Raw genomic sequence first — 15,819 nt, forward strand, 5'->3', positions numbered from 1 at the left:
TTGGGTGGGAGGGGAAGGTTGCGGTGTGTGGCTTGCCCTTTCCCCGGCCCTCTCCGCAAGCGGGAGAGGAAGAAAATCGTGGGCTACAGTTCCCAGTGCAGCTCGCCGAACCAGGTGCGGCCGGCATAGGGATGGTAGACCCAGTAATGCTGGTTGGTGAGGTTGTCCACGCCCAGCGAGGCGGTCCATTGCCGCGCGAAGCGCCAGCGCAGCTTCGCGTCGGCCACGGTGAAGCGGCTCACTGCGCCGTAGGTGTCCACGAAGTCGCTGTTGTCCAGCGTGCCGTACTGGCGGCCGGAGTGGCGCAGGCCCAGCGAAGTGTCCCAGCCCGGCGCGAAGCGCCAATCGGCGAACAGGCTGACGCGCAGGCGCGGGATGCGCGGAAAATTCCTGCCATCCGCCGCGGGGAACTGCTGGTCGCGCAGGGTGGTCGCCTGGTTCCAGGCGGCGCTGGCGGTGAGGTCCACCGGGGCGCCGCCGATGTCGGTCAGCGCCAGTTCGCCCTCGATGCCGCGCGTGCGCACCCGGTCGATGTTCTGCACATTGGTCACCGGCACCGGCAGAGTGATGTCGGTCTGCGTGTACAGCGTGTCGGCGACATGATCCTGGAACAGCGATACGCGCCAGTGGCCGTGCGGCAGCGTGCGGATCAGGCTGAGGTCGGTGGACCAGTCGCGCTCCGGCTGCAGGTTGGGGTTGTTGTTGACGATCGCGTTGCCGGAGACCGAGCCCTGGAACAGTTCCTCGACGGTGGGGTAGCGCACCGCCTTGCCCCAGGAGAGGCGCAGCTGCCAGTCGCTTGCGAGGTCCCAGTTCAGCGCGGCCTTGGGCGAGAAGTCGCTGCGCCGGCGCGAGGGGTAGTCCAGCGCGGTGTGGGCGGTCGCCAGCAGGCCATCCCGGGCGCGCCACTGTTCCCAGCGTGCTCCGAGGGTCAGCGCCCAGGCTTCGGTGAAGCTCCACACATCTTGCAGGTAGAACGCGCTGGTTTGCGTGCGGCCGCCATAGGCGCTGACCAGCGGGCCGTCGGCGGGGCCTCGCCAGTCGCTGGCCGCATGCACGCGCGAGTCGAGCCGGTAGCGGTCGAGGTGGACGCCGGCATACAGCATGTTTTCGCTGCCGAGCGGACCGGAACTGCGCAGGTCGAGCGTGCTCCAGCCGGAACCGCTCAGATCGTTCACCGTGCCGGGGCCGCTCCATGTGCCGGCAGCGGACGAGCTGGCCGCATCGTGTTCGAGGCTGTGCTGGTAGTCGTAGCGGCTGGCCACGGCATCCCAATGCCAGCCGTTGTCGAGATGGCCGTTGAGCTCGGCGGCATAGAGCACATGGGTCTGGTCGAATGCGCTGGGGGCGAGGCCGCTGGCGGGCAGTGTCCAGACCTGGCCGCCGGCAACGATGCGGCCGGTATACACCGGCTGCCCGGTGGCGTCGCGGATCAGGCTGCGGGTGGCGTCGTAGGCATGGTTGTGCCACCAGCCGAGCGTGAACAGCGCGCTGACCTGAGGGGCGATATCGACACCTGCCTGCAAGCTGGCCTGGGTCTGCCGGGTGTGCTCGATGGTGTTGGCGCCGTAGACCAGTCGCGGCGTGCCGTTGGGGTTGCGGTCCAGCGTGGTGCCGGATACCGGCACGGCGCTGGCCGCGCTGCCGCCGGCCTTGGCGGTGGCGTACTGCATCGGCTGGCCGTGGTTGTCGAGCTGGTTGAGCGAGAGCAGCCAGCGCCAGCGGCCCTGCCTGTCGCCGAGCTGGGCGGCGAGGCGATGGCCGTCGTAATCGCTGCCGGCGCCGTAATGGTCGCTGTAGCCTTGGCTGAAATACTGCGCGTCCGCACTGGCGATCAGCCGGTCGGGCAGGCGGGTGTGGATCAGCACCGTGGTACCCATCGCGTTGCCGGGGTACAGCGCGGAGTAGGGACCGTACAGCACGTCCACTGCCCCGATTTCCCCGGGCGCCACCATGCCCCAGCGTGGCGCGCCGTCCCAGCCGTTGCTCATCAGGTTGGAGAGCAGCAAGCCGTCGACGTAGAGCAGGCTGCGCGCACTCTGCAGTGTGCCGCTGTTGCGGCCGCTGATGGTGGCGTTGGGATCGCCGATGTAGCGCTCGCGCACCTGCAGATTGGGGGCGTAGCGTAGTACGTCGGCGCTGTCGGCCAGGTTCTGTTGCTGCAGGCGCTGGCGCGGGATGTGCACGGTGACGCTGGGCGTGTTCAGCACGGCTGTGTCGCTGGCGTGCACATGCACGGGCGCCAGCGTGGTGGATTGCGGCGGAGTGTCGGCAAGCGCGACGTTGACGGCGGCAGCCAGCAGCAGCGCGATGGGGAAACGGAGGTCCAAACGACAACCCTTGACCATGGTCCAAGGTTGCCAGCGTAGCCGCCTTTCGTGGCAGCGACAGATGGCGCGTTGTCGCAGCCGCCGTGAATCAACCCTCGCCGTCGGGCCGTTCGCGCACCGGGTGCTTGCTCAGCTTGCGCTGCAGGGTGCGCCGGTGCATGCCGAGTCGGCGTGCGGTCTCGGAGATGTTGCCGTTGCATTCGGTGAGCACGCGCTGGATGTGCTCCCATTCCAGCCGCCGCAGCGCCAGCGGCGCCTCGGGGGCGTCGGGCAAGTCGTCGTCGTCGGCCTCCGCGCCGTTGTCGCCGTCGAGCAGGGCGCGCACCACGGCATCGGCATCCACCGGCTTGGCAAGGTAGTCGTGGGCGCCGCGCTTGATCGCTTCCACCGCGGTGGCGATCGAGGCGTAGCCGGTGAGCAGCAAGATGCGCATGTCCGGCACCAGCGAGTGCAGCTCGGGAATCAGGCGCAAGCCGTTTTCCTCGCCCAGTTTGAGATCGAGCACGCAGTAGCGCGGCTGGTGGCGGCGCGCCAGCATGCGGGCGTCGCCGAGGTTGGTGGCCGAGATCACCTCGAAGCCGCGCGAAGTCAGCGCGCGGGTCAGTACGCGGACGAAGGTGGCGTCGTCATCCACCAGCAGCAGGGGGCGCGCGGAGGTGGGGTAGGCAGGCTCGTTCATGCGGGGATTCCGGTGGGGCGACGTCGCCCATTTTGCCGCATGCGGTTCAAGGCTGCGAAATCACCGCCAGCGGCAGGCGCAGGCAGACCACGGCGCCGTCGTCGGTGTTGCGCGCCACCAGCTCGCCGCTGAGGCGCTCGGCGGTGGCCACGGCGAGGGTGAGGCCGATGCCGAGGCCGGACTGCTTCTGCGAGTGGCCCAGTCGCGCGTTGCCTTCGGTGCTAGCGAAGCCGGGACCGCGGTCGATCACCAGGAATTGCAGCCAGTCGCCTTCGCGCTCCACCTGCAGCAGCACTTCACGCGAATCGCGCAGGGCAGAGGCGTCGGCGGCGTTGTTCAGCAGGTTCAGCAGTGCGTGGCGCAGGCCGGGCGGCACGCGCAAGGGCAGTCGCGCGGTGACGTCGTCCAGTTGCAGCTCCAGTTCGGCCTCGGGGCGCAGCAGCTGGAACCGTTCGGTACAGCTGTGCAGGAACTGGGCCACGTCCAGCCGCTCGGGCTCCTGCGAGAGCTGGGCCTGGCCGAACGCCACCATCTCGCGCAGGATGTCGCGGCAGCGGTCGACCTGGCCTTCGAGCAGGGAGAGATCTTCGGCCAGCCCGGCGTCGTCGGCATGTTCGCGGCGCAGCTCGGGTAGCAGGGTGCGCATGGTCGACAGTGGGGTGTTGAGCTCGTGCGCGGCACCGGCAGCCTGGGTGGCGATGGCGAGGATGCCCTCGTCGCGCAGCGCGCGCTCGTGCACGCGCTGCATCGCCAGCTGCTGCACGCGCAAGGCACGCGCCAACCGGTTGGTGAAGAAGCCCAGCAGCAGCGCCATGATGACGAAGTTGACGCCCATGCCGATCACGTGCAGCGAGTAGCCGTGGTCGCGCATGCCATCCAGCACCGGCAACGGCATGTACCAGCGCATCAGCAGCAGGTAGGCGGTGCCGGCGATGGCGGCGACCACGAGGATGGTGCGGATCGACAACGCGGCGGCGGAAAGCGCGATCGGCACCAGCAGCAAGGTGACGAAGGGATTGCTGGCGCCGCCGGTGAAGTACAGCAGCACGCCCAGCACGAGGGTGTCGACGCCGATGTGGGCGATCGTCTCCCCCTCGCTCACCGGCCACGGGCGGCCCAGTCGCCAGGCCGCCAGCATCGAGAACACGGCGAGCAGGCCGATGCAGGCCAGCAACGGCAGTAGCGGTATCGCCAGATGCAGCCAGAGCGCGCAGACCAGCACCGCCACGCTCTGGCCGCCGATGGCGCACAGGCGCAGCCAGGCCAGGGCGCGCGCGAGCGCGAACGGACCGATGCGGTTCTTGATCGGGCGATGCTGCATTCGGTCCGTTCCGTTGCCATGCGCCCGCCGCCGTGCGGCGACGGGCACGGCGCGACTCAAGGCGTGTCGAACTCTTCGCTGCGCACCGCGGGCAGCGGTTCGCGGTTTGCCACGCCGGCATGGCTGGCCGACAGCTTCTTCATCAGCGGCAGCACCGCCAGCGCGACCACGGTGCAACCCACGCCGACCAGGCCGAGCTTGTTGAAGAGGTTGGTGTAGATGTCCAGCGACTGCACCGGGTCGGTGAGACCTTCCGGGATGTGCGCGTAGTTGGCCACCACGCTGCCCAGGTACTGCGAGATGCCCGAGGCCACAAAGTAGGCGCCCATCATGAAGCCGCCCATGCGCTCCGGCACGTAGCGGGCGATCATCGCCAGGCCCAGGCCGCTCACCAGCAGCTCGCCCAGCGAGTACAGACCGTAACCCCAGACCATGATCCACGAGGACACCTGGCCGTTCACCGCCCAGCGGGCGCCGACGCCGTAGATGAAGAAACCGGCGGCCACGGCGCCGAAGCCCCAGGCGAACTTCGCGGCGACGGAAATATCCTTGCCGATGCGGCCGAGCCCGTTGTAGATGAACACCAGCAAGGGGCTGAGCACCACGATCCAGACCGCGTTGAGGTTCTGGTACTGCTCGGGGATCCAGTTGAACAAGTGGATGCCGAACACGTCGAACGACAGGTTCACGTTCTTCTGCGCGAACAGGTTCAGCGAGGTGGACATCTGCTGGTAGAAGATGAAGAAGAAGATGGTCTGCACCACCAGCACCAGCGCGGCGATCAGGCCGGCGCGTTCGTCGCGGTGGCTGGAGGAAATCAGGTAGCCGAAGATGCACAGCAGCACCACGCCGGCGGCATATACGCAGATGCGCGCCACCGTCTCGCTGTGCAGGATGAAGGCGGACACGAACACCAGCGCCAGGGCGGCGCCCAGCACGCCGGCGAGGCGCTTCAGGTTCACCGGTTCGCGGTCGGCGGGCGAGCCGATGTGCTTCAGCGTGCGGCTCATCAGCGCGTAGTTCGCCAGACCCAGCAGCAGGCCGATGGCGCACACGCCGAACGCGGTGTGCCAGCCCCAATTGTCGCCATAGCGCTGGCCCACGTAGTCGCGGATCCACGGCGTCAGCGTCATGGAGATCATCGAACCGACGTTCACCGCCATGTAGTAGATGGTGAACGCGCTGTCGATCTTGGTGTCGTCGCCTTCGTAGATCTTGCGTACGAGGTTGCCGGCGTTCGGCTTGAACATGCCATTGCCGACGATGATCACGCCCAGCGCGAAGTACAGGAAGGTGGCGTTGTCGGTGGGAATCCACAGCAGCGCGTAACCCAGCATCAGCACGATCGCGCCGATGCGCATGGTGCGGCGGGTGCCGATCAGCTTGTCGCCCACCCAGCCGCCGATCGCCGGCGTCACGTAGATCAGCGCGGCGGCCGCGCCCCAGATCAGGTTCGCCTTGGTATCGACGAAGCCCAGCTTCTTCATCATGTAGGTGACCATCAACACCTGCATGCCGTAGAAGCCGAAGCGCTCCCACATCTCGATCAGGAAGACGGTACTGAACGACCGTGTTTGCGAAACGGGTGGATTCTGGATTGCCATGCAACGATTCCGTGCTGAGAAGTACAACGGCCGCGCAAGCGCGACCGGCGAGTTGTGGTGCTGAACGAAACCACAATCATTGAGGGTACCCCATCCGCCACGCGGGCTTCGCTGCAGCGCAATATCCGGCGTGCCGTCGCGCAAGTGCCGGGCCGGCCGTGGCATCATTGGCGTTTGGCCCGCCGTGCGGGACATCACTCGCCGGAGACTCGTTTCCCATGCCAGGCCACGGATTCCGCGGCAACCCGCGCCAACTCTGGAATGCCTTCCGCTGGTCGATGCTGGGCCTGCGCGCGGGCTGGCGGCACGAGGCGTCGTTCCGGCTGGAGGCGATGCTCGCGGTGGTGCTGATTCCTTTGGGCCTGTGGCTGGGGCATGGCGCACTGGAGAAGCTCGCCCTGGTGGCGCCGGCCTTCCTGGTGCTGTCCGCCGAGCTGCTCAACTCCGCGGTCGAGGCGGTGGTGGACAAGGTCAGCCCCGAGTTCCACGAGCTGGCCGGGCGCGCCAAGGACATGGGTTCGGCTGCGGTGTTCCTGTTGCTGGTGCTGATGGTGCTGAGCTGGGGGCTGGTGCTGGGCACACGCTTGCTCTGATTGCACGGCCTGGCGCAGGGTGCTGCAATGGCCCCTCACCGGAACGGAGCCCCGCCATGAAACTACTGCGCAATCTCGTGCTGTTGCTGGTGGCCGTTGGCCTCACCGGCTGCGGCTACAACGCCATGCAGCGGCAGGACGAGGCGGTCAAGGCCGCGTGGTCGGAAGTGCTCAACCAGTACCAGCGCCGGGCCGACCTGGTGCCGAACCTGGTCGCCACGGTAAAGGGCTATGCCCAGCATGAGGAAAAGGTGTTCACCGAGGTGGCCGATGCGCGCGCCAAGGTAGGCAGCATCCAGGTGACGCCGGAACTGGCGAACGATCCGCAGGCGCTGGCGAAGTTCCAGGCCGCACAAGGCGAGCTCGGCAATGCGCTGTCGCGGCTGATGGCGGTGAGCGAGAACTACCCGACGCTCAAGGCCGACGGCCTGTTCCAGAACCTTCAGGCGCAGCTGGAGGGCACCGAGAACCGCATCACCGTGGCACGCCAGCGCTACGTGCAGGCGGTGCAGCAGTACAACGGGCTGATCCGCACCTTCCCGAACAACCTCACCGCCAAGATGTTCGGCTACACCGTGAAGCCGAACTTCAGCGTGCAGAACGAGCAGGCGATTTCCAGCGCGCCGAAGGTCGATTTCGGCGGTGCCGCGCCGGCGCCTGCCGCCTCGGCACATTGAGATGATCCGGCGCCACCCGCGGGCGCTGTGGGCGTGGTTGCTGGCAGCCGCATTGCTGCTGCCGGCACTGCTGCACGCCGATGCTGCCGTGCCGAAGCTGGCGCGGCACGTCACCGACCAGACTGGCACGCTGAGCGCGCAGCAGGTGGACCAGCTCGACACGCAGCTGGTGGCGCTGGAAAAGGCCAAGGGTGCGCAGCTGGTGGTGCTGATGGTGGGCAGCACCCAGCCGCAGGACCTCGAGAGCTATTCCATCGACGTGGCGATGGCGAACAAGGTCGGCCGCCAAGGTGTCGACGACGGCGTGTTGCTGCTGGTCGCGAAGAACGATCGCGCCGTGCGCATCGAGGTGGGCGCGGGCTTGGAGGGAGCGATCCCCGATGCGGCTGTGGCTCGCATCATCCGCGAATACATCGCACCGAAATTCCGCACGGGCGATTATTACGGCGGCATCCAGGACGCCGTGGGCGCGCTGACCCAACTGATCGATGGCGAGCCTCTGCCGCCGCCGGTACAGGGGGCGCCGCATGAGCGGCGCGGCCTGGATCTCAACAGCTTGCTGGGCGTCGGCTTCTTCGCCTGGATCTTCCTGCGTGGCGTGCTGGGCCGCACGCATGCCTTCGTGCGTGCGCCGTTGGGCGGGCTGGTCATCGGTGGCCTGTTCTGGTTGATGGCCTCGGTGGGGATGGGCATTTTCGGCGGCATCGTGGGCGGGCTCCTGATGCTGCTGCCTGCAGGCGCCGGTCGTTCGATCGGTGGCGGCGGCTGGGGCGGTTTTGGTGGCTGGGGCGGTGGTGGCTTTGGTGGCGGCGGTGGTTTCGGCGGCGGTGGCGGATTCAGCGGTGGCGGCGGCAGCTTCAACGGCGGCGGCGCCTCGGGGAGCTGGTGAGATGGCGCGCATGCGACGCTTGCTGACAAACCTGTGCGAAGGCTGGTTCCGGTTGCATCAGCGCTTCCCTTCAAGCTTGCTGGACGAGATCGCCGCAGCCGTAGCGGAGGGCGAACGCACCCATCTGGGCGAGGTGCGCCTCGCCGTGGAATCGCGCCTGTCGCCGCTGGCCGTACTCGCGGGATTGGATGCGCCGACGCGCGCACGCCAGGTCTTCGGCCAGCTCGGCATCTGGGACACCGAACACAACAACGGCGTACTGCTCTACGTGCTGCTGGCCGAGCACCGCATCGAGATCGTTGCCGACCGCGGCATCGCCCGCCACGTGGCGCCCGAGGAGTGGGTGGCAGCGTGTACGCACATGCGCGATGCCTATGCGCGGGGGCAGTGGCGCGAGGGGAGTCTGCAGGGCATTGCGGATGTGCATGCCTTGCTGCGTCGGCATTTTCCTGACGATGGTGCGAGACGAGTCGACGAATTGCCGGATCGGCCGGTGCTGTTGTGAACTGTCTTCATTGAGTCGGCGGATCTGCGCGACTTGATTTACACCGTGAATCGCTGACGCCCGATTACGCACCTGCATCGCCCGCATATGCGAGCCTCTTCCGGCGAAGCTGCACCTGACGCTGGATGGTCCGCGTGCTTGAAGATCGCGGATACCGGCGACATGACGCCGAAGTGTCTTCCATAAAAAAACCGCCGGGCAAACCGGCGGCTCTTTCAAGAAACCTTCCGGCGATGCGGGCATCGCCGGAAGGTTCAAGGCTTCTCTTACAGCGAGAAGTCGTAACGGGCGGACAGGCGCACCGAACGCGGCGCGGTCAGCCCCAGCTCCTGGTCGTAGAACTGGCTGCGGGTATTGCGGTCCACCGCGTACTGCGGGTTGTTGAACTGCGCCGCCTGCTGGTTGAACACGTTCAGCACATCGGCCTGAAGCGTCAACTGGTTGTTCGCCCACTTCGGGGTGTAGGCCACGTTGAGATTGAACGTGTAGATCCAAGGCGTGCTGCCCTTGGTACCGCGCACCGATAGTGCGTAGTCCGACGACGGCGGGGTGTAGCCCTTGCTGCCCGGTGCCGTGCCCGAGCCCGGCAAACCGCAGAAGTGGTAGTAGGCGCCGTTGTACAGGCCCTTGTCCGCCGTCGGGTAATAGCTGGTGCAGCTCTTCGGGCGACCCGAAGTGATATAGCTCGTCGCACCCACGCGCCATTCCGGAGTGATCTGGTAGTAGCCAAACCCTTTGATCTGATGCGTGCGGTTGTTCGGCAGCAGGCCGTTCGAGCCCACCATGAGCTGCGGCAGGTCCCAGTCCTGGGTACGCGAGACGTCGGCCTGGCCACCCGAGCCAGTGTCGTTGTCCGACAACAACTGGCCTTCGGTGTCACCGTAGTTCCGCGAGAAGGTGTATTCCAGTTTGCCGTACCACTTTCCGTCGAACGGATGCTCTGCGAACAGATCCAGTGCGTAGTAGCGACGCTTCAGCTGCGGCATACCGAGCTGGGCGTTGGTGAACGTCTCCGTCTTGAAGCTGCCGTCGGGCTGCTGGATTTCGAAAGTGTTAGCCACGCCGGGATTGAACCCGAGGCAGTGGCCGCCCAGGACGGGGGCGCAGGTATCGTCGATCGCGCTGCGCAGGTTGCGGAAGGTGAGCTTGGCACCCCAGTTGAAGGCCGGCGTGAGCTGCTGCTGCATGCCTAGGATGTACTCGTCCTGGAAGTGCGACTTCATGTCCTTCGCAGATACCGTGCGCGGGTCGGGCGACTGACCGCACTCGTGGTTGCTGGACACGGCGCCGTTCGTGCCGGGGCAGATGTAGCCCAGGCTGGCATCAACCGGAACCGGCTTGAGGCCAGTCGGTGCGCCGGTCTTCGGGTCGGTGCCGGTGTAGGTGAAGTATTCCATCGTGTACAGCGAGGCCGCCGCACCGCGCACGGCCACGTTGTTCGGCGGTGCCAGATGATAACGGCCGGCGTTGGCGAACAACTTCAGCGTGGAGTCACCGAAGACATCCCACGAGAAGCCCAGGCGCGGCGCCAGCTGATTGCGCTGCGAGATGAACGGAAGGCCATCGCTGTTGTAGTTGGTGAACTGCTCGTTGCGCAGGCCCAGCACGAACAGCATGTGGTCGTTGAACTGCCAACGATCTTCGATGAACTGCGACGACTGGTCGACCTTCACGTCAGCGTAGTGGGTGTAGTACTGCCGGCGGACGAAATAACCCTTGTTAGGTGTGGGGCCTGCCACGCCCAGCCCGGAGCCGCCAGCGGAAGCGGGGGAGCCCACGCCCAGTCCAGCGTTGATGGGGGCGTTCTTGTCAGCAGTCTGCTGGAACACCCAGATGTAGCCACCGGCATACATGTCGCCGGTGATGGAACGGGCCGACTGTGTGTCGGCACCGACGTGGATGGCGTGATCGCCGATGCGGTACTCCACATCGAGGCGGCCGCCCTTGGTCTTGTCCCTGGAGCCCTGCGGGTACACGGTCGTCGCGAACTGGCAGGTCGGGTTGTAGGTGATGCCCGGCATCTGGTTGATCGCAGAAGTGTTGCCAGACAAGCGTGGGCAACTCGGGTCGTAATGCCACGGCGAATTGACGTGGTTGATCTTCTGCTCGCCATACAGCGCACTCACCGTCAGGCTGTCGGTGATATATCCGGTGTACTTGCCGATGTAGAGCTCGCCGCCGTCCTTGGTATACAGGCCGCCGGACTGCACATCGTTGTGCGATTTGCCGTTGTAGTTGAAGCGGGACAGATCGCTGAAGTACTGCGTCTTGTCGGAAATGCCGGTCAGTTCCAGGATGTTGCTGTCGTTGATGTTCCAGTCGATCTTTGCGGTCCAGCGGGGCATCTTGTAGCTGTAGTCGTTCCAGCCGTTGGCCGCGTTCGAGTTGGTAATGGCGTTGCCGACACTGTTGCCGCTCTGCTTGTTGATCTCGGCGCTTGCATAGATGAACAAGCGATCCTTGATCAGCGGACCACTGATGTAGGCGCCGTAGTCAATCACCGAGTACTGATTCTTGTTGCGATACTGGTAGAGCGTGCCGTCGGTGGACGGGAAGGCGCCCGTGTTCGGATAGCGAACGTTGCGCGGGTTGGCGCGCAGGCGCTCCGGAGTCCAGTAAGCCAGCACGCCGGCCTTCCACTCGTTGGTGCCGCGCTTGGTGGTGATGTTGATCACGCCGCCGGTGGAGCGGCCGAACTCAGCGCCGTAGCCGCCGGTCAGCACCTGCATCTGGTCGATCGCATCGAACGGCAGCGTGCTGTAGCCGAGAGAGGTGAGCGGATTGGTTACCGCGTAGCCGTTGATGTAGTAGGCGTTTTCGGAGGACGCCGAGCCACCGAAGCTGGGTGCGGCGGTGTACGACGAGTTGTTGATCACGCTGGGCGCGAGTAGCGCAACTGCGGAGATGTCGCGGCCCACCGGAAGCTTTGCGAGTTCACTGGCGGTGAACACCGTCTTGGTATCCACCGAGGAGACGTCGATCGAGGGCAGGGCCGAGGCCACCACCGAGACGCCTTCCAGGTTCTTGGCGTTTGCGGCTGAGCCAAACGACACTTCCACGCCGCCGGCGATGTTCACCAGTACGTTTTCGCGGGTGCTGACAGCTTGGCCGTTGTCCTGCAGCGTCACGGTATAGGTGCCGATCGGCAACGAGGTGATGCGGTAGCGGCCGGCGCTGTCGACTGGAATTGAGCGCTCGAAACCGGTGTCCGCGTTGCGGATGGTCACGGTGTTGCCATGCTGGCCCGAGATCTGGCCGAAGATCGAACCCGAAGCTTGCTGCGCCAGCGCGCTGGTGCCCGGCAGGCCAAGGCCAAGGCCGAGACTCAGCGCGAGGGTTGTGCGACGCAACTGACGCGCCGTGAAGGTCGTGCGATTACTCATGAAATGCATACTCCCCAAGTGATTCCGGCAAGGCCGGAGGAACTCCCCTAAATGCAAAAAAACGAGCAGTTTCATGTGCTTGAAGCAGGCATGACGCTGCGCTGCCCTCAGTTGGCTGCGGAGCAGACCAGCGGGGCATCGGCGAAAATCGTGGATTGAATGCGTACGTTCTTGCGCCTGATGCGGAACATAACGCGACCGTAACGGACATTCAACAATATTTTGCGATACGCATCCGCATGGACTTGCGTTCCAGCTGGACTGCAGGTTGCCGCATGCCTGGGACTGCGGAGGCGCTCACCGAGTACGTGCTTGGAGCCCTGAGTGCAGCTGGCTTCGCGAGGCATTGCCCACTGAAATATCGCTGCAGCTGGTCAGTGCTGCTGCAATCGGATTCGCGGCCGCGTGTCAGCGGCGTTTAGCGTAGGTCGCGTGCTATCCGGGAGTGAGGACTGAGTGCCCATGTCCTGCAACGGGATCGCGGGTATCAGGACCTGCGCCTGTGTCAGGACTCTCCCAAGAAAAAAGCCGCCGGGAGATCCCGGCGGCTTGAAGCGACTGGGTCAAGCGTAGGTACGAGACCCACGCCGGACCGATTGCATCAGTAGTCGTAGGTCACGCCGAAACGCACATAGCGCGGAGCCTGCGTGCTGATCGGACGCAGATAGCTGCTGGAGGCCGAAATCGGATAGGTCTGCGTGGTCTTCTGCGAGTTGAACACGTTGTAGACCATCACGTTGAAGGCCAGCTTCTTGCCTGCCCACTCCGGGCGGTACTCGGCGCTGAGATCCAGGCGATAAGTCCACGGGTTGGTCTTGGTGCCGGGCGGCCACGGCTTGCCGTTGCAGAAGTGGTAGTACGGACCGTAACCCAGGCCCGGATTGGGCTGGGAGCCGACGTAGTAGCCCAGGCAGGTCTGCGGCGAACCGGACAGGATGGACGCGTTGGCCGAGACCAGCCATTCCGGCGCGATCTGATACGAACCATAAGCCTTGAACTGATGCTTGTGGTTGTTCGCCAGATAGCCGTTGGCGTAGTCCATGAGCTGGGCGTAGTCCCAGTCCATCGTGGCCGAGACGTCATCCTGGCCGACGTCGGTACGCACCTGGCCTTCGCTGTTGCCGTAGTTGCGCGAGAACAGGTAGTCGAAGCGTGCAAACCACTTGCCGTCGAACGGATGCTCCAAGTACATGTTCAGGCCGTAGTAGTGGCGCTTCATGGTGGTGTTGAAACCGAAGTCCTGTTTCCAATCCATCGGGACCTGGTAGTAGCCACCGCCCAGCTTGGCGACGTAGTAGGTCGCGTTCTTGCCCGGGTTGATCAGGTAGCTGCCCGGCATGACGCTGGCGTCATACGTCGTCGGGTCGATACCCATCTTGTTCATCTTGTTGATGATCGAGTTCTTGTCGCCAATGTCGTCGATCGCGTTGCGCAGGTTGCGATAGGTGGCCTTGGCGCCGTACATCCACGAGTCGCCCAGCTTCTTGTCGAAGCCGAGGATGTACTCGTCCTGGTATTCCGACTTCAGATCCTTGGTCGCAGCCACCATGGGGTCGCGCGGCTGGCCGTATTCGCCGTTGGCAGACAGCGGCATGTCCGCGCCGCGGCTGGTGTCGATCGGAGTCAGGCCGGTCGGGACGCCGTTGGCATCGATGCCGGTGTAGGTGTAGTAGGTACGGGTGAACAGCGAGCTGCCCGCGGAACGCAGCGCCACGCTGGTCGGCAGGGCGAGGTAGTAGCGTCCCGCGTTGCCGTAGACCTTGAAGCTGGCGTCGCCATTGACGTCCCAGCTGAAGCCCAGGCGCGGCGCCCACTGCGGCTTGGTGAGGCGCAGGAACGGTCGGCCGGCGGCGTTGTAGTTGGTGAACTGGTCGTTGCGCAGGCCGAGGTTCAGCAGCAGGCGGTCGTTGACCTGCCAATCGTCCTGGATGTACTGCGCACGCTGCGCCACGCGCACCGAGGCGTTGTCGTGGTATTCGTACCGGGCCACGTAGTAGCCGGTTTCACCACCTGCGTAACCGGCGGTGGGGGCCACCCACGGCGAGTTGTGCCAGTCCGCGCCCGGCAGCGCCGAACCGGGGCCGCCCAGGATGTACAGATTGGGATCGGGATTGCCGTTGGCGTCGGTCACCGGCTCGTTGTATTCCCAGCCGTAACCCTTGCCTTCCGACGGGAACATCGTGCCGCCCTGGATGTTCTTCATGTCCATGTTGTCGATACCCGCGGTGAGCGTGTGATCGCCAAGGTGGTAGCTGAGATCGAAGCGCAAGTTGGTGCTGACGGAGCGATGCCCCGGCAGGTTGATCGTGCTGACGGTCTGGTTGTTGGTGATGAGATGACCGCCCGTGATGGCCGGGTTCTCGTAGTTCGGGGTGTAGATGTACGGATTGGTGGGGTCGTACCCGGGCGTGTCGCTGAAGTACGTGCTCTTCATCTTGCCGTACATGGCCGACACGGTGAGATCGTCGGTGATGTAGCTGGTGAACTTGCTCGAGAACAGCTGCGCGGCGTTCTTGGTGTGGGTGTCGTAGCTGTTGAAGCCACCTTCCTTCAGCGTGGCGTAGTCGAACTCGTTCATCGTGCCCTGGTAGGACGACTTGGTGGAGGCACCGGTCACTTCCAGGATGTTGCTGTCGTTGATGTTCCAGTCGAGCTTGGCGTACCACTTCGGGTTGTCATAGCGGTAGTGGGTGTCGTAGGGCGCGGCGTTCGAGCCGACGGACTGGCCCTGCTGGCGCTGCGCTTCGACGGAGGCGAACAGGAACAGCTTGTCCTTGATCAGCGGGCCGCCGACATAGGCATCGACCGTCGTGGTCCAGCTCTTGTTGTCGTTGCGGTACTGGCGCATCGAGCCCTGCGAGCCGTCCTTCTTGACGTAGTAGTAGTTCTTCGGATCGCTCTCGAGACCGGTGGGCGTCCATTCGATCAGGCCGCCGAAGTGCCAGTCGTTGGTGCCGCGCTTGCCGACCTGGCTGATCACGCCGCCGTCGGAACGACCGTAGGCCGCGCCATAGCCGCCGCTGAGGATTTCCTGCTGGTCGATCGAGCCGTACGGCAGCGAGATGCCGCCCATGCCGCTGAGCGGATCGGTGGTGTTGTAGCCATTGATGTAGTAGGCGTTCTCGGTGACCGAGGAGCCCCCGAACGAAACCAGCGAGCCGCCCATGGGGCCCGTGAAGTAAGAGCTGCCCTGGACGACGCCAGGAGCCAGCAGGGCGATCGCCTCGGCGCTACGCGCCAGCGGCAGCGTGGCCAGCTGCTGGGAGGTAATCACCGTGCGCGAATCGACGCTGGTGACGTCGATGGACGGCAGGGAATTGGCCGTAACCGTCACGGAGGAGAGGTTGTGGGCGTTCGCTTCGGTCGAGGCGAAGGAGACTTCCGTGCCGGCGCCAACGCGCAGCGTCACGTCCGAACGCGAATCAATGGTCTGGCCCGCGTGCTTCAGAGTGACGGTGTACGTACCCAGCGGCAGCGAGCTGACGTTGTAGCGGCCGGATGCGTCGACGGCGGTTTCGCGGGTGAAGCCGGTCGAGTTCTGGATGACCACCGTATCGGCGCTGCCTGCCGGTGCCTGGCCGAAGATGCTGCCCGTGGTGGCCTGGCCGAAAGCCAAGCCGCTGAAGCCCATGCCGAGCGCCAAAGCGAGAGCGGTTCGGCGATAGGTATATCCACGTCGAGTGTGGTTGTTGACCATCATCAATCTCCCCAAATGGGTTGTGCGGGAAAGTCAGAAAGAAGCAAGTTGTTTGGAAACAAAGCCTTGTGAGGCAATGGGGGGATCCAAACCTTGCTTGCGGCGGTGCGCGCCGTATGTGTCCAGCGTTCTTGTCAGGCG

General features: G+C 65.0%; 10 protein-coding genes. 4 read left to right on the forward strand and 6 right to left on the reverse strand.

The window, feature by feature from the left end; genetic code table 11:
* Positions 1-83: 83 nt before the first annotated feature.
* The 4 genes from ISP14_RS08050 to ISP14_RS08065 form a co-directional block, all read right to left on the reverse strand.
* Positions 84-2,330, reverse strand: a complete 2,247-nt coding sequence (locus ISP14_RS08050; RefSeq protein ID WP_404537950.1) for a TonB-dependent receptor — start codon at positions 2,328-2,330, stop codon at positions 84-86.
* A gap of 88 nt (positions 2,331-2,418) precedes the next feature.
* Positions 2,419-3,009 (reverse strand): response regulator transcription factor, encoded by a 591-nt coding sequence (locus tag ISP14_RS08055; RefSeq protein ID WP_404537951.1) that lies wholly within the window; start codon positions 3,007-3,009, stop codon positions 2,419-2,421.
* A gap of 46 nt (positions 3,010-3,055) precedes the next feature.
* Entirely contained in the window at positions 3,056-4,330 is a 1,275-nt protein-coding gene (locus ISP14_RS08060) for an ATP-binding protein (RefSeq protein ID WP_404537952.1), read from the reverse strand.
* Positions 4,331-4,386: 56 nt separating this feature from the next.
* Positions 4,387-5,934, reverse strand: coding sequence for a peptide MFS transporter (locus ISP14_RS08065; protein WP_404537953.1), 1,548 nt, complete (start codon positions 5,932-5,934; stop codon positions 4,387-4,389).
* A 218-nt stretch (positions 5,935-6,152) separates the two neighbouring features.
* Between ISP14_RS08065 and ISP14_RS08070 the strand changes: the two genes are divergently transcribed.
* The 4 genes from ISP14_RS08070 to ISP14_RS08085 are packed head-to-tail and all read left to right on the forward strand — an operon-like array spanning position 6,153 to position 8,598.
* Complete coding sequence (locus tag ISP14_RS08070; protein ID WP_404537954.1) at positions 6,153-6,527, forward strand: diacylglycerol kinase; 375 nt, start codon at positions 6,153-6,155, stop codon at positions 6,525-6,527.
* 56 nt (positions 6,528-6,583) lie between these two features.
* Positions 6,584-7,204: a LemA family protein gene (locus tag ISP14_RS08075; protein WP_404537956.1), complete on the forward strand. Its 621-nt coding sequence runs from the start codon at positions 6,584-6,586 to the stop codon at positions 7,202-7,204.
* Position 7,205: 1 nt separating this feature from the next.
* Positions 7,206-8,093, forward strand: coding sequence for a TPM domain-containing protein (locus ISP14_RS08080; protein WP_404537957.1), 888 nt, complete (start codon positions 7,206-7,208; stop codon positions 8,091-8,093).
* 1 nt (position 8,094) lies between these two features.
* Complete coding sequence (locus ISP14_RS08085; RefSeq protein ID WP_404537958.1) at positions 8,095-8,598, forward strand: TPM domain-containing protein; 504 nt, start codon at positions 8,095-8,097, stop codon at positions 8,596-8,598.
* Positions 8,599-8,864: 266 nt separating this feature from the next.
* Here ISP14_RS08085 and ISP14_RS08090 read toward each other — a convergent pair whose 3' ends face one another.
* Positions 8,865-11,981, reverse strand: coding sequence for a TonB-dependent receptor (locus ISP14_RS08090; protein WP_404537960.1), 3,117 nt, complete (start codon positions 11,979-11,981; stop codon positions 8,865-8,867).
* 601 nt (positions 11,982-12,582) lie between these two features.
* On the reverse strand, positions 12,583-15,678 hold the full coding sequence (locus ISP14_RS08095) for a TonB-dependent receptor (protein ID WP_404539149.1): 3,096 nt from the start codon (positions 15,676-15,678) through the stop codon (positions 12,583-12,585).
* Positions 15,679-15,819 lie beyond the last annotated feature (141 nt).

Origin of the sequence: Dyella agri (assembly GCF_044904705.1) — a bacterium.
In the GTDB taxonomy this organism is placed as follows: Bacteria; Pseudomonadota; Gammaproteobacteria; order Xanthomonadales; family Rhodanobacteraceae; genus Rhodanobacter_A; species Rhodanobacter_A agri.